This window comes from Micromonospora sp. NPDC127501, assembly GCF_040302185.1.
GTDB lineage: Bacteria > Actinomycetota > Actinomycetes > Mycobacteriales > Micromonosporaceae > Micromonospora.
Genome location: NZ_JBEORJ010000002.1, coordinates 202065 through 224778 on the forward strand (window position 1 = coordinate 202065; position 22714 = coordinate 224778).

21 protein-coding genes are annotated in these 22714 nt (G+C 71.4%); 7 read left to right on the top strand and 14 right to left on the bottom strand.

Features of this window, described 5'->3' with window-relative positions:
* Nucleotides 1-21: 21 nt before the first annotated feature.
* A complete protein-coding gene (locus ABTW72_RS04895) occupies nt 22-576 on the bottom strand; it encodes a carboxymuconolactone decarboxylase family protein (protein ID WP_350854397.1) in 555 nt (184 codons plus the stop codon).
* 82 nt (nt 577-658) lie between these two features.
* Between ABTW72_RS04895 and ABTW72_RS04900 the strand changes: the two genes are divergently transcribed.
* Entirely contained in the window at nt 659-1135 is a 477-nt protein-coding gene (locus ABTW72_RS04900; RefSeq protein ID WP_091395717.1) for a MarR family winged helix-turn-helix transcriptional regulator, read from the top strand.
* Nucleotides 1136-1173: 38 nt separating this feature from the next.
* Here the strand turns inward: ABTW72_RS04900 and ABTW72_RS04905 are convergent, their stop codons facing one another.
* Complete coding sequence (locus tag ABTW72_RS04905) at nt 1174-1362, bottom strand: DUF397 domain-containing protein (protein ID WP_350854400.1); 189 nt, start codon at nt 1360-1362, stop codon at nt 1174-1176.
* Nucleotides 1353-1691 (bottom strand): Scr1 family TA system antitoxin-like transcriptional regulator, encoded by a 339-nt coding sequence (locus tag ABTW72_RS04910; RefSeq protein WP_350854403.1) that lies wholly within the window; start codon nt 1689-1691, stop codon nt 1353-1355. The genes ABTW72_RS04905 and ABTW72_RS04910 overlap by 10 nt, the downstream gene beginning before the upstream one ends.
* A 49-nt stretch (nt 1692-1740) precedes the next feature.
* On the opposite strand from ABTW72_RS04910, the gene ABTW72_RS04915 reads away from it, so the two are divergent.
* Nucleotides 1741-1959 carry a hypothetical protein gene (locus tag ABTW72_RS04915; protein WP_350854406.1) on the top strand — a complete coding sequence of 73 codons (219 nt, stop codon included), beginning with the start codon at nt 1741-1743 and terminating at the stop codon, nt 1957-1959.
* A 36-nt stretch (nt 1960-1995) separates the two neighbouring features.
* Here ABTW72_RS04915 and ccsB read toward each other — a convergent pair whose 3' ends face one another.
* Genes ccsB through hemL form a run of 6 tightly spaced genes read right to left on the bottom strand, consistent with a single transcriptional unit; the run spans nt 1996 to nt 7988 of the window.
* Complete coding sequence (gene ccsB / locus ABTW72_RS04920) at nt 1996-2967, bottom strand: c-type cytochrome biogenesis protein CcsB (protein WP_350854409.1); 972 nt, start codon at nt 2965-2967, stop codon at nt 1996-1998.
* Nucleotides 2967-4610, bottom strand: a complete 1644-nt coding sequence (gene resB, locus ABTW72_RS04925; protein WP_350854412.1) for a cytochrome c biogenesis protein ResB — start codon at nt 4608-4610, stop codon at nt 2967-2969. The genes ccsB and resB overlap by 1 nt, the downstream gene beginning before the upstream one ends.
* Nucleotides 4610-5428, bottom strand: coding sequence for a cytochrome c biogenesis CcdA family protein (locus tag ABTW72_RS04930; protein ID WP_350854415.1), 819 nt, complete (start codon nt 5426-5428; stop codon nt 4610-4612). The genes resB and ABTW72_RS04930 overlap by 1 nt, the downstream gene beginning before the upstream one ends.
* Nucleotides 5428-5997: a TlpA family protein disulfide reductase gene (locus ABTW72_RS04935; protein WP_350854418.1), complete on the bottom strand. Its 570-nt coding sequence runs from the start codon at nt 5995-5997 to the stop codon at nt 5428-5430. The genes ABTW72_RS04930 and ABTW72_RS04935 overlap by 1 nt, the downstream gene beginning before the upstream one ends.
* Nucleotides 5997-6644: a histidine phosphatase family protein gene (locus tag ABTW72_RS04940; RefSeq protein WP_091395739.1), complete on the bottom strand. Its 648-nt coding sequence runs from the start codon at nt 6642-6644 to the stop codon at nt 5997-5999. The genes ABTW72_RS04935 and ABTW72_RS04940 overlap by 1 nt, the downstream gene beginning before the upstream one ends.
* A 6-nt stretch (nt 6645-6650) precedes the next feature.
* The gene (hemL, locus tag ABTW72_RS04945) at nt 6651-7988 is read right to left on the bottom strand and encodes a glutamate-1-semialdehyde 2,1-aminomutase (protein WP_124854177.1); all 1338 of its coding nucleotides are present in this window, start codon (nt 7986-7988) and stop codon (nt 6651-6653) included.
* A gap of 179 nt (nt 7989-8167) precedes the next feature.
* Between hemL and ABTW72_RS04950 the strand changes: the two genes are divergently transcribed.
* Nucleotides 8168-8503 carry an STAS domain-containing protein gene (locus ABTW72_RS04950; protein ID WP_007454492.1) on the top strand — a complete coding sequence of 112 codons (336 nt, stop codon included), beginning with the start codon at nt 8168-8170 and terminating at the stop codon, nt 8501-8503.
* 14 nt (nt 8504-8517) lie between these two features.
* Here the strand turns inward: ABTW72_RS04950 and ABTW72_RS04955 are convergent, their stop codons facing one another.
* Together ABTW72_RS04955 and ABTW72_RS04960 are read right to left on the bottom strand one after the other, a co-directional pair.
* Complete coding sequence (locus ABTW72_RS04955; protein ID WP_091395745.1) at nt 8518-9072, bottom strand: response regulator; 555 nt, start codon at nt 9070-9072, stop codon at nt 8518-8520.
* The gene (locus ABTW72_RS04960) at nt 9069-13439 is read right to left on the bottom strand and encodes a HAMP domain-containing protein (RefSeq protein WP_502892157.1); all 4371 of its coding nucleotides are present in this window, start codon (nt 13437-13439) and stop codon (nt 9069-9071) included. Before ABTW72_RS04960 ends, ABTW72_RS04955 begins: the two co-directional genes overlap by 4 nt.
* Before the next feature lie 291 nt (nt 13440-13730).
* On the opposite strand from ABTW72_RS04960, the gene ABTW72_RS04965 reads away from it, so the two are divergent.
* A complete protein-coding gene (locus tag ABTW72_RS04965) occupies nt 13731-15803 on the top strand; it encodes a SpoIIE family protein phosphatase (RefSeq protein WP_350854428.1) in 2073 nt (690 codons plus the stop codon).
* 48 nt (nt 15804-15851) lie between these two features.
* Nucleotides 15852-16283: a hypothetical protein gene (locus ABTW72_RS04970; protein ID WP_350854431.1), complete on the top strand. Its 432-nt coding sequence runs from the start codon at nt 15852-15854 to the stop codon at nt 16281-16283.
* 69 nt (nt 16284-16352) lie between these two features.
* Here the strand turns inward: ABTW72_RS04970 and ABTW72_RS04975 are convergent, their stop codons facing one another.
* Complete coding sequence (locus ABTW72_RS04975; protein ID WP_350854434.1) at nt 16353-17711, bottom strand: FAD-binding oxidoreductase; 1359 nt, start codon at nt 17709-17711, stop codon at nt 16353-16355.
* 96 nt (nt 17712-17807) lie between these two features.
* Here ABTW72_RS04975 and ABTW72_RS04980 point away from each other — a divergent pair, with 96 nt between their 5' ends.
* Complete coding sequence (locus ABTW72_RS04980) at nt 17808-19904, top strand: S9 family peptidase (protein WP_350854437.1); 2097 nt, start codon at nt 17808-17810, stop codon at nt 19902-19904.
* Between the two features lie 20 nt (nt 19905-19924).
* The gene (locus tag ABTW72_RS04985) at nt 19925-20101 is read left to right on the top strand and encodes a hypothetical protein (RefSeq protein ID WP_350854440.1); all 177 of its coding nucleotides are present in this window, start codon (nt 19925-19927) and stop codon (nt 20099-20101) included.
* 33 nt (nt 20102-20134) lie between these two features.
* Here ABTW72_RS04985 and ABTW72_RS04990 read toward each other — a convergent pair whose 3' ends face one another.
* The gene (locus ABTW72_RS04990; protein WP_350854443.1) at nt 20135-22252 is read right to left on the bottom strand and encodes a bifunctional polysaccharide deacetylase/glycosyltransferase family 2 protein; all 2118 of its coding nucleotides are present in this window, start codon (nt 22250-22252) and stop codon (nt 20135-20137) included.
* A 2-nt stretch (nt 22253-22254) separates the two neighbouring features.
* The gene (locus ABTW72_RS04995; RefSeq protein WP_350854446.1) at nt 22255-22680 is read right to left on the bottom strand and encodes a hypothetical protein; all 426 of its coding nucleotides are present in this window, start codon (nt 22678-22680) and stop codon (nt 22255-22257) included.
* Nucleotides 22681-22714: the final 34 nt, after the last annotated feature.

Here is a 22714-nt window from a genome sequence, read left to right on the forward strand (position 1 = left end):
GCGACTCGCCAGCGCCTCCGGTCAGGCAGCCGGCGTCCAGGCGTGGGCGGCCAGTGGCGGGTCGAGCGGCGCTCGGGTGAGCCGGTTGGCGAAGGTGGAGATGGTGTACGCGCCCACGCCGAGCACCACGTCCAGCGCGTGTCGGGGCTGAAAGCCAGCAGCCAGGAAGTCGTCCAGTTCGTCGTCCGGCACTGCGCCCCGGTGGTCGAGCACGGCCAGCGTGAAGCGGCGCAGCGCCTCCAGGCGCGAGTCGGGCAGCACCGAGCCACCGCGTAGCGCGGCGATCAGCTCGGGGGTCGCTCCGAGCCGGGTGAGCGTGCCGGTGTGCAGCGCGACGCAGACGTGGCACTCGTTGGTGGTGGCGACGGCCAGGACGACCACCTCCCGCTCCAGCGGCGTGAGATCGGTCTGCTCGAAGCCCGCGTTGGCGGTGAGGAAACCGCTGAGCAACTGCGGCGAATCGGCCATCAGCGCCACCGGGGCGGGCAACCAGCCGAACCGGCCGCGTACTCCTTCGATGGACCGACGGGCGGCGGCGGGCGCGGTCTCGGCGGTGTGGGCGGTGAAGACGGACATGGTTACCTGCTTTCCAGAACCCGGATCGGGGAACGTAAGATAGTCAACGTGGTTGACGAAATAGTAAACGTGGTTGTCGAACATGGCAACCGCTGATCCCGCGCGCCCCGGCTTCGCGCTACCGCTGCTGCTGCTGGCCGGCTTCCGGACGCTGATCGACGACCTGCACACCGAGCTGGCCCGCGAGGGGCATCCGGAGCTGCGGCCGCTGCACGGGTTCGTGCTCCAGGCGGTCGGGGCGGACGGCACCACCGCCACCGAGTTGGGCCAGCGCCTGGGCATCTCCAAGCAGGCCGCGGGCAAGACCGTCGACCGGTTGGTGGCCGTCGGCTACCTGGAGCGGGTCGACGACCCCTCCGACGCCCGACGGCGGCTGATCCGGGTGACCCCGCGCGGCGCCGACGGGCTACGCCGCTCGGCCGAGATCTTCGATCGGCTGCGGGCACAGTGGGCCGACACACTCGGCCCGGAACGGGTCACCGCCCTGGAGGACGACCTGCGCGCCATGGCCTCGGCCAACTGGTTCCGGCTCGACGTACCCGGCTGGTTCGGCGGCTGATCACGGGCTGCCGGCCGGCTGCGCGGCTCAGTGGCCGGTCAGTGGGTGCGGACCAGCTCGACGAAGGCCCGCCACGCGGCCGGGGTGAAGGTCAGTAGGCCGCCGTCGCGGTCCTTGGAATCGCGGACGTGCACCCGGCCGGCCAGGTTGTCGGCGACCTCGACGCATGCGCCAGCGTCGTTGCCGCTCCGGGTGGACTTGTGCCAGCGGGCTCCGGTCAGATCCATGGCTTCACGATCTCCTCGAGCAGGTCGATCGACTGCTGCCGGGGCAGCGCGTCACTGCGCAGACTCTCCCACCTTCCGAGCAGGGTCGCCACCTCGTTGATGTCGTCCACGGCGGTGCCGCCGGTCTGGTTGTCGAGGAAGCCGAGCCAACTGCCGTCGACGGTGCGGCCGAGGATGAACGGCCCGAAGAGGCCGGCGTGCAGACCCACGCCCTGGGGCAGCACGTGCACCCTGATGTGCGGGCGGCGGGCGCACGCCACCAGGTGCCGCAACTGCTCGGGCGGGACACCCACATCGCCGGTCGGGGCCGGGTCAAGCCCGGCGGACACATCTCACGGTGCCTGGCCGAACGGCGGGACGCGGGAGCAGAGTGGATTCATGTCGGACGCGTACGTCGTCGGCGACCCGGACGGGTTGTCGCCCCTGCTGGTCGAGCTTCGTGACGCCGTCGCCCGGGAGCTGCACGCCCAACTGGCGATGCGCGGTGAGCGGATCGAGCTGGCCGATCTACCGGAGGTGTCCTACCAGGTCACCATCCAGGTCGAGCGGTCGTTGCGGGCCTGGCAACCCATCCGGTGGACGCGGGCCGGTCACTGACGGAATCCGTCACCGGCCCGCACCGCGTTGCCAGTGTCAGTCCAGCCCACCGTACGAGTGCAGGCCGGTGAAGAAGATGTTCACGCCGAACAGGTTCATCAGCATGGTGAGGAAGCCGAGCACCGCGATCCAGGTGGCCACGTTGCGCTTCACGCTGGGCGTCGCCCGGGCGTGCAGGTAGCCGGCGTACACCACCCAGGAGATGAACGCCCAGGTCTCCTTCGGGTCCCAACCCCACGGACGACCCCAGGCCGCCTCGGCCCAGATGGCACCGGCGATCACCGCGAAGGTGAAGATCGGGAACGCGAAGGCGTGCAGCGCGAAGGTCAGCCGCTCCAGGCCGGCCGCGCCGGGCAGCCGCTTGGCCAGGGTGTACGGGAAGCTCCGCTTGCCCTGCTCGTACCCGCTGCGCATCAGGAAGCCGACCGCCGGCACCACGCCGAGCAGGAAGATGCCGGACGCGAAGACGATCGTCGAGACGTGGATGATGAACCAGTACGAGTTCAACGCCGGCACCAGCGGCACGATCGGCACGTACAGCACCAGCTCGGCGGTGGCGACCAGCAGCACCATCACCAGGGTGAGGAACAGCCCGAGCTTGCGCAGCGACGGTCGCTTCCAGAGCACCACCAACCAGGCGGCCACCCCGATGAACGTCACCGTGAGCACGAACTCGTACATGTTGCCCCAGGGCATCCGGTCCGCGGCGAGCCCACGGGTGACCAGCGCCGCCAGGTGCAGCACGGCGGCGACCGCGGTGGCGCCCACCCCGAACAGGCCTGCCAGCCGGGCCCGCCCTGCGGAACGGTCGACCGTGGGCGGCGACGGGACCGGCGCGGGCGGCGTCGGGACGACACCGCCGCCGGCACCGACCAACTCGCGCACCGGAGCCGCCGTGGCGACCCGGGTACGCACGTTGCCCAGCGCGTACTCGACTGCATGGCCGATCATCGCGACCAGGTACGCCAGGATCGCGAAGGTCACCAGATTGTCGGAGAGTGCGGACATCACTCGGCTCCTTCTCGCACGCCGGCCCGCTCAGCGGAGTCAGCGCCATCACCAGCCCGTTCGGCACCGCTGACGGCGGCGACCAGCTGGGTGAACTCGTCGGCGAACCCTGGATAGTCGGTACGCGGCAACCCACCGACCTCCACCAAGCTACTACCGCTCGTCGGAGATCCTTCCCCGGGGTCGGCCGGCACCACCCGGAAGAACACCCGGCGGCGCTTCCCGAACAGCGAACCCATCAGCCCGACCAGCAGGACGCCGCAGCTGACCAGCAGCATCGTCGAGCCGGGATCGTGCCGGACGGAGAGGGTGACGTACCGCTCGGTGCCCAGGAACTCGACTGTCGTGCCGTCGTCCAGCTTCCAGGTCTCGCCCTTGCGGAGCAGTTTGGTGCCGACCTCCTTGACCTTGCCGGCCCGCACCTGCCGCTGGTCGAGTTGGTAGACCGAGCCGGGGATACCGGCGTCCAGGCCGAGGTTGCCCCGGTAGGCGACCAGGTTCAGCGCCGGGTTGCGCTCGGTCGGGTACTGCGAGCGGACGAACGGCGCCTGCTCGGGCGCCGTGGGCAGGTAGATGCCGGTGAACGCCATCTGCTGATCCGGTGCGCGCTGGCCGGTCGCCGGGTCGACGTTCGCGTCCGGGAAGGCCGCCAGCCCCTCGCTGGTCAGGCCCATGTCGCCGGTGGTCAGGAACGGCTCGTCACTGATCTGGCTGTTGCCGAACCGGTCGGTGTAGCGGATCACCGGGGCGTACCCGTGGCCGAGCAGGTAGACGCTCGCGTCCTTCAGGCGCAGCGGCGAGTTCACCGAGAAGTCGGCGCTGCGGGTCGGCTCGTCCGGGCCGTCGACGGTGACCGTGGCGTTGAAGAACTCCGGCTGGCCGGACGCCAGGAACCGGGCCTCGAAATCGTCCAGCCGCAGGCAGAAGCGGGGCAGGTCGGCGCTGCCCACCTGGGGGCCGAGCTTCGCCTCGGCGTACTGCTGGCGGGTGTTGCAGAACGCGTTGTCCGCGCCGGCCACCAGCAGCCGGTTGCCGCTCCAGCCGTACCAGGAGCCGAGCGCCACCCCGATCAGCACCGCGATCAGCGAGGTGTGGAACAGCAGGTTGCCGGTCTCCTTGAGGTAGCCCTTCTCGGCGGAGACCTCGTCGCCGCGTACCTCGACGCGCCAGCGGCGCTTGCGCAGCACCTCCGCGATCGCCGCCGCCCCACCGGGCGGGGCGGGCAGCACGGTGTGCTGCGGCAACCGGGCCATCCGCTTCGGCGCGGCCGGCGGCCGGGACCGCAGCGTGCGGACGTGGTCGCGCAGCCGGGGCGTGATGCAGCCGATCAGGGAGGTGAACAGCAGCAGGTAGATCGCGGAGAACCAGACCGAACCGAAGACCTCGAACGCGCCGATCCGGTCCAGTCGGGGGGCCCAGTCCGGGTGGTCGACGAAGTACTCGTTGACCTTCTCCGGGCTGATCCCGCGCTGCGGGAGCACCGAGCCGGGGATGGCGGCGATCGCGAGCAGGAAGAGCAGGATCAGCGCCGTACGCATGCTGGTGAGCTGCCGCCACGAGTTGCGCAGCAGGGCCAGCAGCCGGTTCGGCCGGCGGCGTGGCGCGGGCGCCGCGGTCTCCGGTCGGTCGTCGACGACCGTCATCAGATGCTCACCTCGCCCACCCCGACGGTGGTCTGCAGCCAGATCACGAAGCTCTGCCATCCGCCGGTGACCAGGGCCAGACCGATCAGGATGAGCAGGGCGCCGCCGACCCGGGTGACCCAACGGCTGTTGCGCCGGACGGCGCGGAAGACCCCGAGCAGGCGTTCGAAGCCCAGCCCGAAGACGATGAACGGTATCCCCAACCCGAGGCAGTACGCCACGGCGAGCACCACGGCTCGGTCGCTCTGGCCGCTGGCGGTGGCCATGCCCATCACCGCGCCGAGCGTGGGGCCGGTGCAGGGCACCCAACTGAGCGCGAAGACCGCCCCGAAGACCGGTGCGCCGAGCAGGCCGGCCGACGGCAACCGGGAGATCCGGAACTCCCGTTGCAGGGCCGGGATCATCCCCAGGTAGCTCAACCCCGCCACGATGATCAGCAGGCCGACGCCGATCTGCAACTCGCGCTTGTAGTCGAAGAACACCCGGCCGATGCTGGCGAAGAGGATCGCGGTGGCCACGAAGACGACTGTGAAGCCGCCGATGAAGAGCAGCGTCCCGGCGAGCACCCGACCCTTGACCGCGCCGGCCCGCGCGACCCGCTCCTTGACCGCGACACCCCCGCTGGCCGGCGTGGGATCGACCTCCGGCCGCCGGCCCTCCAGGTCGGCGCCGGCCAGGCCGGTCACGTACGACAGATAACCCGGGACGAGGGGAAGCACGCACGGGGAGAGGAAGCTGACCAGGCCGGCGAGCGCCGCCGCGCCGATGGCGAGCAGCAGCGGCCCGCTGAGGGCCAACTCCTCGAAGGTCTCACCCATCAGTTCGGCGCCGGCTTCTCGGCGGCGATCCGTTCGACGATCGGTTGCAGGCCCTCCTGCTTGACGGCGGCCCGGATCACCGCGGCGATCCGACCGTCACGGTCGAGCACCACCGTTGCCGGCACGCTGTTCGGCGGGATGTCCAGCGCGAGTGCCGTCTTGCTGGACGGGTCGAACAGGCTCGGATAGGTGACCCGGCCCTTCTCGAACGCCTTGGCCTTGTCCCGCGAATCCTGGACGTTGATGCCGAGGAAGTTCACCCCGGAACCCTTGGTGGCCTGGTAGACGGCTTCCAGGTCGTCCGCCTCGGCGCGGCACGGCGCGCACCAGGAACCCCAGAAGTTGACCACCACGACCTGACCGCGCGCCTCGCTGACGTCGTAGCTGCCGCCGAGCAGCAGCTCACCGGCGACCTTCGGAGGTGCGGAGCGCTGGTCCGGTGCGCACTCGAAGATCCCGTCGGTGGTGGTCGTGCAGGTCTTCTCCTGCGCCTTCGACGACGTGCAGCCGACCAGCGCCACCGCGGCGACGGTGGCGAGCAGACCGGCGGTCCACCTCCGGGCGTTCATCAGGCCCCCTTGGCCGTCCGGGCTGTCGCGGAGAGAGCGATCAGGTGCGCGGCCGGCTCGCTGTAGCCGATGCCCGCCACCTTCGCGCCGTCGAAGTGGAACGACGTGAGACTCGCCAGCCCGCACTGCCGCTTGCGCGGGTCGTGCCAGAGCCGCTTGCGCTCGACGTAACGACGCAACGTCCAGATCGGGAGCTGGTGCGACACCAGCACCGCCTCGCGCCCCTCGGCGGCGACCCGGGCGGCGTGCACGGCGGCGAACATCCGTTCGGCGATCACCCGGTACGCCTCACCCCAGGACGGGGTCACCGGGTCGCGCAGCACCCACCAGTTGCGCGGGTCGCGGAACGACCCGTCACCCGGGGAGACCTTCTTGCCCTCGAACCAGTTGGCGCTCTCGATCAGCCGCTCGTCCACCCCGACCGGCAGCCCGAACTGGGCGGCGATCGGCTCGGCGGTCTGCTGGGCGCGCTCCAGCGGGCTGGCCACCACGTGCACGATCTCCCGCTCGGCCAGGCCCTGCGCAGCGGCCTTGGCCATCTGCACACCCAGCTCGGAGAGGCGGAAACCGGGCAGCCGGCCGTAGAGGATCTGGTCGGGGTTGTACACCTCGCCGTGCCGAAGCACGTGGACCACCGTCTTGCTCAAGGTCTTCTACCCCCCGTGACCGGCCGCTGCCGCCGCGTTCGCCGCCGTGGGCAGCGCGTCGGCGATGTGTTCCAGAGCGGCGTCGTCCAGCGCCGCCGACACGAACCACGACTCGAACGCGCTCGGCGGCAGGTAGACGCCGGCGGCGAGCATCGCGTGGAAGAACGCCTTGAACGCCGGCACCTGCTGGGTGCGCGCGCTGTCGTAGTCGACCACGTCGGCGTCGGTGAAGAAGACCGAGAACATGCTGCCCGCGTACGACAGTCGGTGCGGGACCCCGGCGGCGGCCAACGCGTCGGACGCCAGCTTGCCCACGACCGCGGCCGTCTCGTCGAGGCGCTGGTACAGCGCGTCGTCGGCGAGCCGCAGGGTCGCCAGGCCAGCGGCGCAGGCGAGCGGGTTACCGGAGAGGGTGCCGGCCTGGTAGACCGGGCCGGCCGGCGCGAGTCGCGCCATGATGTCCGCGCGCCCGCCGAACGCCGCGGCGGGCAGGCCACCACCCATGACCTTGCCGTACGTCCACAGGTCGGCGTCGGAGGCGTCGAGGCCGTGCCACCCGGCGCGGGAGACCCGGAACCCGGTCATCACCTCGTCCACCACGAGCAGGGCGCCGTGTGCGTGCGCGATCCGGGCGAGCTGCTGGTTGAAGCCGTCGCGGGGGGCCACCACGCCCATGTTGCCGGCGGCGGCCTCGGTGATCACCGCGGCGATGTGCTGGCCCTCGGCGGCGAACGCCTCCTCGACGGCCCGGATGTCGTTGTACGGGAGCACGATGGTCTCGCTGGCCGCCGCACCGGTCACACCGGGCGAGTCGGGCAGGCCCAGGGTGGCCACGCCGGAGCCGGCGGCGGCGAGCAGCGCGTCGACGTGGCCGTGGTAGCAGCCGGCGAACTTGACGATCTTCGAGCGGCCGGTGAAGCCGCGGGCCAGCCGGATCGCCGACATGGTCGCCTCGGTGCCGGAGTTGACCAGGCGGACCTGCTCGACCGGGGTCCGGGCGACGATCTCGGCGGCCAGCTCCACCTCACCGGGGGTGGGCGTGCCGAAGCTGGTGCCCCGGGCGGCGGCTGCCTGGACGGCCTCCACCACCTCCGGGTGGGCGTGCCCGAGGATCAGCGGACCCCAGGAGCAGACCAGGTCGACGTAGCGGCGGCCGTCGGCGTCGTACAGCCACGGGCCCTCGCCACGGACCATGAAACGCGGGGTGCCGCCGACCGCCTGGAAGGCGCGCACAGGGGAGTTCACCCCGCCCGGCACGATGGCGCGGGCGCGGTCGAACAGGGCCTCGGAGGCCGGCGCGTCGGCTGGGTAGCGGCCGGATCCGGCGGGAAAGATGTCGGTCACGATGCCGCCATTGTGACAGCGCCGGACGGTCAACCAGCAGCCCCCCCGTGGTGGGGTTACCCGGCTCACCTGTGACCCGCGCCGGTCAGCAGCGCCGACACGGGGGGCCTCGTGGCCTGGACGGCGACGGCTCGCGGCCTCGACAGGCCAGGTCGGTCGGATCGCGCTAGGCTGACCCGGTGGATCGTGCCGAACTGTCCATCACGCTACACCGGACGGGCGACGAAGCAGTCTTGCGCCTGGCCGGTGAGATCGACATGCTCACGGCGGCCCAGCTCTCCACCGTCGTCAACGAGGTGCTGGCCGACCCACCCCCGCGGATCGTTCTCGACCTCGGCGGCGTCACCTTCTGCGACTCGCAGGGCCTGGGCACCCTGGTCGTGCTCAGCCGCAAGGCCAGCCACGCGCAGAGCCTGCTGATGCTGACGCACGTGGGCGACTTTCTGATCCGCGTGCTGGACATCACCGGCCTGCGCAGCGCCCTGATGATCCGCAACGACCAGCCCACCGGCTGAGCCGCCCCGCCGCGTCAGGCGGTGTTGCCCCAACGCGCCTGTTCGAGCAGCCGTACCGCCCGGTCGCGGACCTCCGGGTCGTCCGAGCGGAGCTGGGCGGTCGCCTCGTCGACCGCGTCGGTGAGCCGCCGCCACTGCGTGTCGCGCTCCCGGACCAGATCCGACTGGGTGGCGAGCTGCCGGGTCTTCACCCACAGCTCGACGAAAACCGACACCTTGGCCCGGAGCACCCACGGGTCGAACGGCTTGGTGAGGTAGTCCACCGCGCCCACCTGGTAACCCCGAAGGGCGAGCTGGGCGTCCCGGTCGGCGGCGGTGAGGAAGATGATCGGCACGTGCCGGGTCCGTTCGCGGCGCTTGATGTGGCTCGCCGTCTCGAAGCCGTCCATGTCCGGCATCTGCGCGTCCAACAGGATCACCGCGAAGTCGTCCACCAGCAGTTGCTTGAGCGCCGCCTCGCCGCTCTCCACCGCCACGGACTGGACCGGGAGGCCCTGAAGGATCGCCTCCAGGGCCGTCAGATTCTGCCGCCGGTCGTCCACGAGCAGCGCTTTGGCCATCTGGGTCACGAAGTCTCCTCGGTCCGGCTGCCGTTGATCCAGGACGACATCAGTTCGATCAGGTCGTCCAGGTCGACCGGCTTGGTGATGTAGTCGCTGCCCCCGGCCGCGAGCGCCGACTCACGGTCACCCGGCATCGCCTTCGCGGTCAGGAAGACCACCGGAAGGTCGGCGAACCGGTGGTTGCGGCGAATCTGGCGGGTGGTCTCGTAACCGTCCTGGTCCGGCATCATGGCGTCCATCAGCACGATGTCCACCTCCGGATGCTCTGCCAGCAGACGGACACCGTCCGCCCCGTTGTCCGAGTACAGCACGGTCATCCCGTGCAGCTCCAACGCACTGGTCAAGGCGAAGACGTTGCGGACGTCGTCGTCCACGATCAGCACCGTGGCGCCGTCCAGTTGACGGGTGACCGGCGCCTCCGGCCGTTCCGGCAGCAGTTCCAGCGGCGGCATCAGCAGCGACGACGGCAGCCCGGCGCGCTGCGGCGACGGAGTCTGCGGCGCGACCACTGCGTCCGGGGCCAGCACCTGCGGCACGAACAGGGTGAAGGTCGAGCCCTGACCGGGCGCGGACGAGACGGTGATGGTGCCACCGATCAGTCGGGCCAGATCGCGGCTGATCGACAGGCCCAGGCCGGTGCCGCCGTACCGGCGACTGGTCGTGCCGTCGGCCTGCTGGAACGCCTCGAAGATGATCGACAGCTTGTCGTCGGAGATGCCGATCCCGGTGTCGATCACGGTGAACGCGATCACCTGCTGGGCGTTCGTCAGCGCCGGCACGTCGAAGACCGCGTTCTCCGCGGCCGGGGCGATCCGCAGCGTCACCGCACCGTTGTCGGTGAACTTCACCGCATTGGAGAGCAGGTTGCGCAGGATCTGCTGCAACCGCTGCGCGTCGGTCACCAACGCCGGCGGCAGATCCTTGCTCACCCGTACCTGGAAGTCCAGGTTCTTCTCCTCGGCCTGCGGCGCGAACGCCTGCTCGACGTAGCCGCGCAGCTCGGTGAAACGGATCTCGGTCGGCTCGACGTCCATCCGACCCGCCTCGATCTTGGACAGGTCGAGGATGTCGTCGATCAGACGCAGCAGGTCGGAGCCGGACCCGTGGATGGTCCGGGCGAACTCGATCTGCTTCGGGCTGAGGTTCTGCTCCGAGTTCTCGGCCAGCAGACGAGCCAGCAGCAGCAACGAGTTCAGCGGGGTCCGCAGCTCGTGGCTCATGTTGGCCAGGAACTCCGACTTGTACGCCGACGCCCGGGTCAGCTGCTGCGCTTTCTCCTCCAGCCCCAGCCGGGCCAGCTCGATCTCCCGGTTCTTCGTCTCGATGTTGCCCTTCTGCTCGGACAGCAGAGTGGCCTTCTCCTCCAGCTCCGCGTTGGTGCGCTGCAACTCCGCCGACTGCTCCTGCATCTCGTGCGCCAGCCGCTGCGACTGGGCCAGCAGCTCCTCCGTACGCCGGTTGGCCTGGATGGTGTTGACAGCGATGCCGATGGTGAGCACCAGCCGCTCCAGGAACGACAGGTGCAGCTCGGAGAAGGCCGACACGCTGGCGAACTCGATCACCCCGAGCAGCTCGCCCTCGAACAGGACGGGGAGCACCACCAGGTCGGACGGGGGCGTCTCGGCCAGACCGGAGCGCAGGGTGAGTCGGCTGTTCGGGGAGGCGCTCACCCGGATCGTGCGACGGGAGAGCGCGGTCTGCCCGACCAGCCCCTCACCCGGCCCGAAGGTGACGTCGTGCCCCCGCGCCACGTACCCGTACGAGGAGGTCAGCCGCAGCCGCATGCTGCCGTCGGCGTCGTCGGCCAGGAAGAAGGCGCCGAGCTGGGCGTCGACCAGCGGGGTCACCTCCGTCATGATCATGCGGCAGACCTCGCCGAGGTCGCGCTGGCCCTGCAACAGGCCGCCGATCCGGGCGAGGTTGGAGTCCAGCCAGCCCTGCTCGGCGTTCTTCTTGGTCGTCTCCCGGAGGGTGACGATCATCTGGTTGATGTTGTCCTTCAGCTCGGCGACCTCGCCCTGCGCCTTGACCGCGATCCGCTGGGTCAGGTCGCCCCGGGTCACCGAGGTGGACACCTGGGCGATGGCCCGCAACTGCGTGGTCAGCGTCGAGGCGAGCTGGTTGACGTTCTCGGTGAGGTCGCGCCAGGTGCCGGAGACGCCCTTCACCTGCGCCTGACCGCCGAGCTTGCCCTCGATACCGACCTCGCGGGCCACCCGGGTCACCTCGTCGGCGAACGACGACAACTGGTCGACCATCGTGTTGACGGTCGACTTCAGCTCCAGGATCTCGCCCTGGGCGTCCACGGTGATCTTCTGCGACAGGTCACCCTTCGCCACGGCGGTCGTCACCGAGGCGATGTTGCGGACCTGGCTGGTCAGGTTCGACGCCATCGAGTTCACGTTGTCGGTCAGGTCGCGCCAGGTGCCGGAGACGCCCTTCACCTGCGCCTGACCGCCGAGCTTGCCCTCGGTGCCCACCTCGCGGGCCACCCGGGTCACCTCGTCCGCGAACGACGACAACTGGTCGACCATCGTGTTGACGGTCGACTTCAGCTCCAGGATCTCGCCCCGCGCGTCCACCGTGATCTTCTGCGACAGGTCGCCCTTGGCCACTGCCGTGGAGACCTGGGCGATGTTGCGGACCTGGGCGGTCAGGTTCGACGCCATCGAGTTCACGTTGTCGGTCAGGTCCCGCCAGGTGCCGGCGACCCCACGCACCTGCGCCTGGCCGCCCAACTTGCCCTCGGTGCCCACCTCACGCGCGACCCGGGTCACCTCGTCCGCGAACGACGACAACTGGTCGACCATCGTGTTGACAGTCGACTTCAGCTCCAGGATCTCGCCCCGCGCGTCCACCGTGATCTTCTGCGACAGGTCACCCTTCGCCACCGCCGTGGTGACCGAGGCGATGTTGCGGACCTGGCTGGTCAGGTTCGACGCCATCGAGTTCACGTTGTCGGTCAGGTCCCGCCAGGTGCCGGAGACGCCCTTCACCTGCGCCTGACCGCCCAGGTTGCCCTCGGTGCCCACCTCACGGGCCACCCGGGTCACCTCGTCGGCGAACGACGACAACTGGTCGACCATCGTGTTGACGGTGTTCTTCAGCTCCAGGATCTCGCCCTGGGCGTCCACCGTGATCTTCTGCGACAGGTCGCCCTTCGCCACGGCGGTGGAGACCTGGGAGATGTTGCGGACCTGGCTGGTCAGGTTGCCGGCCAACTGGTTGACGTTCTCGGTGAGGTCCCGCCAGGTGCCGGAGACGCCGCGCACCTGGGCCTGACCGCCCAACTTGCCCTCGATGCCCACCTCACGCGCGACCCGGGTCACCTCGTCGGCGAACGACGACAGCTGGTCCACCATCGTGTTGACGGTGTCCTTCAGCTCCAGGATCTCGCCCTGCGCCGCCACCGTGATCTTCTGCGACAGGTCGCCGCGCGCCACCGCCGTGGAGACCTGCGCGATGTTACGGACCTGGGCGGTCAGGTTCGACGCCATCGAGTTGACGCTGTCGGTCAGGTCCTTCCAGGTGCCGGCCACGTTCGGCACCTCGGCCTGGCCGCCCAACTTGCCCTCGGTGCCCACCTCGCGGGCCACCCGGGTCACCTGCTCGGCGAAGAGCCGCAGCGTGTCGGTGAGGTAGTTCATCGTGGCGGCCAGCTCGGCCACCTCACCACGCGCGCCGACCGTGATCTTCTGCGACAGGTCGCCCTTGGCCACCGCCGTCGCCACCTGCGAGATCGACCGCACCTGGCCGGTCAGGTTCGACGCCATGGTGTTCACCGAGTCGGTGAGGTCCTTCCAGGTGCCGGCGACGCCCCGCACGTCGGCCTGGCCACCCAACTTGCCCTCGGTGCCCACCTCACGGGCCACCCGGGTCACCTCGTTGGAGAACGACGACAGCTGGTCCACCATCGTGTTCACGGTGCGCCCGATGCGCAGGTACTCACCGCGCAGCGGCCGGCCGTCGATCTCCAACGCCATGTGCTGGGACAGGTCACCGTCGGCGACCGCCACGATCACCCGGGCGATCTCGGTGGTCGGTCGACCGAGGTCGTCGATCAGTGAGTTGATCGCCCGCTGCCCCTCCGCCCAGGAGCCGTCCAGCCCCTCGTCGTCGAGCCGCTCGGTGAGCCGGCCGTCGCGACCGACGATCCGGCTGATCCGCCGCAGGTCCAGGTACTGCCGCTCCTGGAGCGAGACCACCTCGTTGAAGGCGTCCGCCACCTCACCGGCCGCGCCGGCCCGGCGGGGAAGCCGGACCTTCAGGTCGCCGCGCCCGATCCGTCGCAGTGCCTCGGCCAACTCACCGAGGAGCGCCTCGTGGTCGGGCGCGGACGGATCCGCCACCGACTGCTTCGACGTGGTCATCATTCCTCGCTCAACTCGGGGGTCGCCGGTCCGTGCGGGCACACCGGCACCCCATATTGTGCCCGCGCGCGCCGTGGTGCCAGGGTGCGCGACCCGCCAGGTGGCATCGATCGCCCGTCGACCCGCCCAATCGGCATCGGGCCGACACGGCGCGCCGCAAACCTCGCCCAGCTCCCGGACCGGTCGTTTCGGCGCGCCAACCCGCTCGCTGCCGCCGGTGCCGCTGACCGACGCGACAGCCCGCGATCGGTGATCGGCTTGGCACCCGGCAGGGGGACGGTGGAGGATACGGGGGTGTCAGCCGAGGCGGGGCCCGCGACGGCCGGGGCCCGGGACGGGGCCGTCCGGCGTGTGCGGCTGCCCGCCGACCGCCGTACGCCGGCCGCCGCTCGCGCCGTGGTCCGCTCGGTGTTGACCGAGTCACACCTGGACGAGCTGGCCAACGAGGCGCTGCTGCTCACCACCGAGCTGACCACCAACGCCGTCGAGCACGCCCGCACCGAACTGGACATCGAGGTCGTCGCGGACGAGATCGGGCTGACCGTCACCGTCTCCGACTTCGCCCCCGGTTCCGGTGACGAGCTGACCGTCGGCGACCGCAACGACTCCACCGAGATCAACGAGGTCTCCGTGCGGGGCCGGGGCCTGTTGCTGGTCGACCACTTCGCCAGCCGCTGGGGCACCACGTACCTGCCCACCGGGAAGGGCGTCTGGTTCCGGCTGGACCGCCCCGGCGCCGACCAGCCGTCCAGCGGGACCATCGGCGAATCGACACCGGCCAACGCCGGCCCTCGGACGAGCACCGACGGGTCCGCGCCGAGCGCCAGCGCGATGAGCGAACTCATGCAGACCGCCCCCGACCTGTACGGGGACAACCCGTTGCCCGACTTCGCCACCAGCCTGCTCAGCCGGGTCGCCGAGATGGTGGGCGCGGCCGGCGGCACGATCCGCCTGGACCGGGGCGACGGGCAGGGCAGTCAGGTGCTGGCCCGCTTCGGTCGACCGCCCCGCCCCGGCAGCGACCTGCTCCGGGTGCCACTGACGGTGCACCGCCCGTACGCCGGGGAGCTGGAGTTGGACGCCGCGCCCTCGGCGTACGCCCAACCGTTGGCGGTGCTCACCGCCGAGCGGCTGTCGCTGCACCTGGAGAACGACCGGCTGCGTCGGGCCGACGTCCGCCGGCAGGTGTGGCTGACGTTCCTGGCCGAGGCGAGCGAACTGCTGGCCCAGTCGCTCGACGTCGACCTGACCATGGCGCTGGTGCCGCAGTTGGTGGTGCCGCGACTCGGTCAGTGGTGCGCGGTGCACACCACCGACGAGTGGGGTCGGCTCCGACTGGCGGCGGCCAGCCACGCCGACGAGTCGATGCTTCCGCAGTTGCACAAGGTGCTGGCGGAGACCGGGCCGGACTCGATCCAGGCCCGCCTCCGCGAGGCGTCCCGCAGCGCGGCGCAGATCCCCCTGGGCGGGCCGATGGAGGGTTTCGCCGTCCCGCTGATCGCCCGCGGGCAGCGACTCGGGACCCTGGCGGTGGGGCGGCACCAGCGGCACCGGCACGACCCGGACGAGGTGGCCGTGTTGGAGGACGTGGCCCGACGGGCCGCGCTGGCCATCGAGAACGCCCGCATCCACGCCGAACGCCGTCGCGTGGCGCAGACGCTCCAGCAGTCTCTGCTGCCGCCGGTGCTGCCGCTGGTGGACGGGATCGGTTTCGCCGCCGAGTACGTCCCGACCGGCGACGACGCCGAGGTGGGCGGCGACTTCTACGACGTGGTGCCGCTGCCCGACGGGCGCTGGCTGGTGGTGATCGGAGACGTCTCGGGCAAGGGTGTCCAGGCCGCCGCGGTGACCGGGCTGGTCCGGGACGTCATCCGGGTGCTGGTCGGCGACGGCAAACCGTTACCGGAGGCGCTGGCGCGGCTCAACGAGACACTTGTCGAGCGCGGTGGCGGTCGCTACTGCACGCTGGCGCTGGCAGCGGTCGGGCAGGGCGAGGGTGACCAGTTGGACGTTTCGCTGCACCTCGCCGGGCACGACCGGCCGGTGCTGCTGGCCGCGGCGGGCGGCGCCGAGTTCGTCGGCACCGGCGGTACCGCGCTCGGCCTGCTCGACACGATCACCTCGCCGACGGCGAAGATCACGCTCGCCCCGGGCGATTCGCTGATCTTCTACACCGATGGCGTCACCGAGCGGCGGCGTGGCCGGGAGCTGTTCGGCACCGACCGACTGCGGGACGCCGCCGCACCCCTGGCCGGATATTCGGCCGACGTGGTGGCCGCCCGGCTGCGCGCCGCGGCGATCAACTTCTCGGTCGAGCCACCCCGAGACGACATCGCCGTCCTGGTGCTCCGCAACGACGCGACCTGACCGCAACGCGGCCCCCGGCCGTCGGGGCCGCTCGGTAGATTGACGGCCATGACGAGCGTCGCGCAGGTCACGTCGTACCCTTGGCGGGCGGTCCGGGCCCTGATCGTCGCGCAGTTCGCGACCATCGGCGCCTTCCTCACCGTGCTGCTGCTCTACGTCGGTCGGATGACGAGCGCCGGCGTCGGGCCGGCCGAGATGCTGTCCGGCGCGTACGACCCGAAGGACATGGTCCCGTTCGGGATGGCTGGACTGAACCCGTTCCTCTGGCTCTACGCCGTGGTCGCGGTGCTCTACCTGACGGGTGCGGTGCTCGCCCCGCCGTTGGCGATCGTCGCGGTGGCGCTGGCCGCCCGGGAGCGCGAGGCTCTGCCCCGGACGACCCGGTCACTGCTGCTGGCCGGCGCGGTCGGAGGCCTGCTGGTGCTGGTGGCCCGCTTCACCCCGCCGCTGCTGGACATGCACCGGTGGTGGCTGGACTGATCTCGGCGGGCCGCACCGGCCGGCGGGGCTCACCCGGGCGCGCCGACGGCTCACATGGCGGGCCAGGCCTCACAGGCCGCCGGGGAGCCGCCCGGGCGCGAGCCGGTGCTCCGGATCCAGGTGCCGTTTCGCGGCCCGCAACTGGGCCAGGCCGGCCAGCTCGCCCCAGAGGTCGACCGCCTGGCGGACCGCCGCCGGAGCGGAGACCACCACGCAGCGGCCCTGCCGGGCCAGCAGCACCCCTCGGACGGCGGCCAGAATGGACGCCACCCGATCGGCTGCCAGTGCCCCTGGCAGCGCCGCGTGCACCACGCCCAGCCCGGCGGAGCCACGCACCGGCACCGGCGCTCCGGCCGCGTCGCGTAGCGCGTAGACGGCAGCGTGCAGGTCGCCGATCGGCACCTCCAGGCGCAGCGCCGTGTCGCCGGGCGCGAACGGGTAGCGGCGCCACCACGTCGGCGCGGAGTGGGCGATCGTCGCCTCCCCGTGCAGCAGGCCGACCAGCCGCTCGGCACGCTCGGTGACGTCGGCGGGGCCGCCCTCCAGCAGCACCACCAGGCTGCCGGCCCGGGACGGGGCACCGGCCCGGCCGGACATCGACGGATGGCGCTCCCGGGCGGTGGCCGCCGGATGACCGGACGGGTACGGCGTACGGGGACGGGGGGTGCCTCCGGGCAGGTCCAGCTCGATGGCCGACGGCTCCAGCCGGGCGGCGAGGATCGTCCGGACCAGGTCGTGCACCTCCAACGGGGTCCACACCGGGCGGGACACCCAGAGCCTGCTCGCCGGCACCGGCTGCACCCGCAGGCTCGCCGACACCAGCACGCCGAGCGCGCCCTGGGAGCCGCAGAGCAGGCGGGCCAGGTCGAGCCCGGGCGCGCCACCGCCGACGCTGATCAGCTCGCCGTCGGCGGCCAGGTAACGCACACCGAGCAGTTGGTCGCAGGGGCTGCCGTGGCGGTGGCGCAGCGGGCCGGCCTCGCCGGCGGCCAGCACGCCGCCCACCGTCGCGCCGGGCGAGGGGGCGTCCATGGCGAGCCGCTGCCCGGTGCGCTCCAGGGTGGCCTGCACCGCCCGCAGTGGAGTGCCGGCCCCCACGTCGGTCACCAGCGAGTCGACCGGCTCGTGACCGATGCCGGCCAGCCGGCCGGTGTCGAGCAGGATGTCGACCTGAACGGGGGCGGCCCCCCAGTCGATCTTCGTGCCCGCACCTCGGGGCACCACCGTCAGGTCGTGCACGGCGGCCAGCCGCAGCACCTCGGCGGCGGCGTGCGGACCGCCCGGAACGGCCACCCAACGCGCCGGCCGGCCTGCCACCTCGTCGGCCGGCCCGGCCAGCCGGGAGAAGGGTGGACCGCAGATCGCCGCCAACCGCCGGGTTATCTCGAGGGCTCCGGACCGGCCGAGGGAACTCGCTGCTGCCGCCATGCCGGCCATCGTACATGTGTTCGAAAGCCGTGGTGGCGGGTATCGGGATGCCGCTGGTCCGGCGCGCTGCGCCTGCCGGCCGGTAACGTGGCCGCCGTGACCACCGAGACTGCCCCGCCCGCGGCGAAGCGGGTGCCCAGCGAGCGCACCCACCACGGCGACACCGTCGTCGACGAGTACGCCTGGCTTGCCGCCAAGGACGACCCGGAGACGATCGCCTACCTGACCGCCGAGAACGAGTACACGGACGCGCGCACGGCACACTTGGCCGACCTGCGCGCCGACCTGTTCGAGGAGACTCGCCGGCGCACCCAGGAAACCGACCTGTCCGTGCCGACCCGCAAGGGCGGGCACTGGTACTACACCCGGACGGTCGAGGGACAGCAGTACGGAGTGCAGTGTCGCCGGGCGGTCCGCGACGGTGAGACCGACCCGCCGGTCAGTGCGGACGGAGCCCCGCTCGACGGCGAGGAGGTGCTGCTCGACGGCAACCTGCTGGCCGAGGGGCACGACTTCTTCTCGCTCGGTGCGTTCGACGTCAGCCCGGACGGTCGCTGGCTGGCCTACTCCACCGATTTCTCCGGTGACGAGCGCTTCACCCTGCGGGTGAAGGACCTGACCACCGGCGAACTGCTGCCGGACGAGGTGCCGGACACGTTCTATGGCACCGCCTGGTCGACGGACGCCTCGGTGCTGTTCTACGTGACTGTCGACGACGCCTGGCGGCCGAACCGGGTCTGGCGGCACACCATCGGCTCCGCCGCCGCCGACGACGTGGTGGTCCACCAGGAGGACGACGAGCGGTTCTGGGTGGGGGTGGAGCTGACCCGGTCGGAGAAGTTCATCCTCATCGACGTGCACAGCAAGGTGACCAGCGAGGTGCTGGTGATCCCCGCCGGCAACCCGACCGGCGCGCCGGCCGTGATCGCCCCCCGCCGACAGGGCGTCGAATACACGGTGGAGCACCACGGCCACCGCTTCCTGATCCTGCACAACGACGGCGCGGAGGACTTCGCGCTGGCGTTCACCTCGGCGGACGTACCGGGCGACTGGGTGCCGCTGATCGAGCACACCCCCGGCACCCGGCTGGAGGCGGTCGACGCCTTCGCCAACCACCTGGTGGTGTCGCTGCGCACCGACGGGCTCACCGGGCTGCGGGTGCTGCCGGTGGGCAGTGACGACGGGTACGACATCGACTTCCCCGAGCCGCTGTACAGCGTCGGGTTGGACGCCAACCCGGAGTACCGCACCGGCCAGGTCCGGCTGCGCTACTCCTCGCTGATCACCCCCGACTCGGTGTACGACTACGACCTGGTCACCCGGCAGATGGTCCTGCTCAAGCAGAAGCCGGTGCTGCCCGGGCCGGACGGGCGACCGTACGACCCGGCCGAGTACGAGCAGCACCGCGACTGGGCGCTCGCCGACGACGGCACCCGGGTGCCGATCTCACTGGTCTGCCGCGTCGGCACCCCCCGGGACGGCTCGGCACCCTGTGAGCTGTACGGCTACGGCTCGTATGAGGCCAGCATGGACCCGTGGTTCTCGGTGGCCCGGCTGTCCCTGCTGGACCGGGGCGTGGTCTTCGCGGTGGCGCACATCCGGGGCGGCGGTGAGCTGGGCCGACGGTGGTACGACCAGGGCAAGCTGCTGGCCAAGAAGAACACCTTCACCGACTTCGTGGCGTGCGCCCGGCACCTCGTGAAGGCCGGCTGGACGGCCAGCGACCGGTTGGTCGCCCGGGGAGCCTCGGCCGGTGGCCTGCTGATGGGCGCGGTGGCCAACCTGGCACCTGACGCGTTCACCGGGATCGTGGCGCAGGTGCCGTTCGTGGACGCGCTCACGTCGATCCTCGACCCGTCGCTGCCACTGACCGTCACCGAGTGGGAGGAGTGGGGCAACCCACTTGAGGACCCCGAGGTGTACGCGTACATGAAGTCCTACACGCCGTACGAGAACGTGGCCGCCGTGGACTATCCCGCGATCCTCGCGGTGACCAGCCTCAACGACACGCGGGTGCTCTACTCGGAGCCGGCGAAGTGGATCGCCCGGCTGCGGGCGGTGGCCCCGGGCGGCGACTACCTGCTCAAGACCGAGATGGGTGCCGGGCACGGCGGCCCGAGCGGTCGCTACGACTCCTGGCGCGAGGAGGCGTTCATCAACGCCTGGATCCTGGACCGCATCGGCCACGCCTGACGGCGATCGGGAGGGCGGCCATGACCAACGAGGACGAGGACGGGGCGGAGGCCGGCGCGCCGCCGGGTGCGGCCCGGCGCGCGTCCGCCTGGATGATCCTCGCGGTCGTGGCCGCCGCCCTGCTCGTCTGCTGCTGCTCGGCCGCCGTCGGCCTGCTGATCTCCTGGTCGGCCGGCCTCTTCCACACCCCGACCTGACCGGCGGACGGCTGACGCCGCGTCGAGGTGGCGTCAGCCGCGGCCGGTCCCGACCAACACCGCCGCCTCGCCGGTCCGCACCATCCGCTGCCAGCGCAGCCGGTTGCCGATCAACGCGGTGACCACCGACTGCACCACCACCAGGTACATAAGCTGCCGGTAGACCAACTGCTGGAACGGCAGTGTCCACAGTGGGCCGTACCGCTCCCGGTCCAGTCGCAGCGCGTACGCGGCGGTGGCCGCCTGGAGCAGCAGCAGTCCCGCCCAGGCCAGGGCGAGGGTCGACCAGGGCAGGAAGAGCAGGCCGTACACGGCGAACACGTCGACCGCCGGAGCGGTGAGCGGCAACACGATCTGGAACACCGTGAGGTACGGCAGGCCGCGTCGGCCCAGTTTGCCTCCGGCACCCGACTCGCGCAGCGCGTGCCGGTGCTTCCACATCGCCTGAATGGTGCCGTAGCACCAGCGGTAGCGCTGCCGCCAGAGCTGGCGCAACGACGACGGGGCCTCGGTCCAGGCGATGGCCGACTCCTCGTAGACGACCCGCCAGCCGGCCCGGAGCACCTTCATGGTGAGGTCCGTGTCCTCGGCCAGCGTGTCCGACGGCACCCCTCCCACCCGCAGCAGCACCTCGCGGCGGAACGCGCCGATCGCGCCGGGGATGGTCGGCATGCACTCCAGCACGTCGTACATCCGTCGGTCGAGGTTGAAGCCGATCACGTACTCCAGGTGCTGCCACCGACCGAGCAGCCGACGCCGGTTGGCGACCTTGGTGTTGCCACTGATCGCGCCCACCGACGGGTCGGCGAAGCCCTGCACCAGGCGGTGCACGGTGTCCGGCTGAAAGACGGTGTCGCCGTCGACCAGCACCAGAAGGTTCGCCCGCGCCGCCCTGATGCCCGTGTTCAGCGCCGCTGGCTTGCCGGCGTTGGCCTGCCGGATCACTCGTACCCCGCGCAGTCGCATCCGCTCGACGATGTCGGCGGTGCCGTCGTCCGACCCGTCGTCCACCACGATCACCTCCAACGCCGGGTACGCGCTGGCCAGCAGGGAACGAACCGTGGCGGCGATGTTCGCCGCCTCGTTGTACGCGGGCACGATCACCGACACCGGTACCCGCACCTCGGGACGGTCCCGGTGGGGCCGGCGGACGCGGCGCACGTGCCGCTGGGCGCAGAACACCTGCACGGCCAGACGCGCCACCCCGAGCACGAGTGCTGTGGCGAGCAGGAAGTTCATCACCTCGGCGGACCAGCGGGCACCGGTCTGGGTCCAGCGCAGTGCGGTGCCGCTCAGCCGGGTACCAGTCCCCGCCGGGACCATCGACGGTGCGGCGTCGATGCCGGCGGAGACGGTGGTGAACCGGTAGCCCTGATCGCCGAGCGCGGGCAGCAGGCGGTCCAGCGCGGCGAGGGTCTGCTCCCGGTCACCGCCGCCGTCGTGCATCAGCACCACCGCTCCCTGTCCCCGCTTCGGGGTGGCAGCCCGCACGATCTGGTCGGTGCCGGGGCGCTGCCAGTCCTTGGTGTCCAGGTCGGTGAGCACCGCGACGTGGCCGGCACCGGCTGCGGCGCGCAACGCGGCGTACTCGGACCCGGTCAGCGCCGTCGGCACCGAGGAGAACGGCGGCCGGAGCAGGGTCACTTCCCGACCGGTGGCCGACGCGACCGCCTTGCGGGTCAGCGACAGTTCGAGGTCACGCCGCCACGGCGACACCTCGGCGAGGTCGGCGTGGGTGAACGTGTGCGACCCGATCTCGTGCCCCTCGGCGAGGATCCGCCGGACCAGTTCGGGGTGCTCGTTGACCCGGGCGCCCACCACGAAGAAGGTGGCGTGCGCGCCGTGCCGACGCAGCACGTCGAGGACCTGTGGCGTCCAGCGCGGGTCCGGCCCGTCGTCGAAGGTCAGCGCGATGGTGCGGTCCGGCAACGCCCGGCTGACCGGTTCGGCACGATCCAGCCGTAGCACCGGGCCACCCGAACTGACGGCGGCCGGCACGTCCGACGCGGGCTGTGCGGTGGCGTTTCCCGAGCCGCCCGCGAGACCGCTGAGCAGGCCGTTGACGGTGAGCGCCGAGAGCAGCAGGAGCAGCCCGAGCAGGAGCAGCAGCCAGTGCGCCCGAGGGTCTCGCCGGGCCACGTGTCTCGCCATCGTCACTGCGGCTTACCGGGCGGCCTGCTCGGCTTGGCGGTCCTGCGGTGCTCGTCGCCACGGCCCGGTTGGTCGGTGGCGGATGGCGTCCCGGTGGCCGTGGCGGCCGTGGTCGGGGATCGATCGCTGGTCGGGGTGGCGCGCGGCAGCGGCGCCGACGTACGGGCCGCCGGCGACGGCGAGGGCGACTTGGCCACCCGGGGCGGCTTGACCCCGTCCACGCCGGCCTCCACCGGGCGCGTCCCCCGGGAGTCCTCCGACCAGCCGGGCAGCGGCACCGACGTGTCCAGGAAGAGCCCCGCGGCGATCAGAACCAGGCTGGTGAGCAGGCCAACGCCCATGGCGGTGCCCGCGATGACGGTCAGCCGACGGCGACGCCCGGTGCCGTCGACGAACACCGGCGGGACAGAGCCCGGTTGACTGTGCATCTGGCAAACTCCCACCGTCACCACGCCGACAACC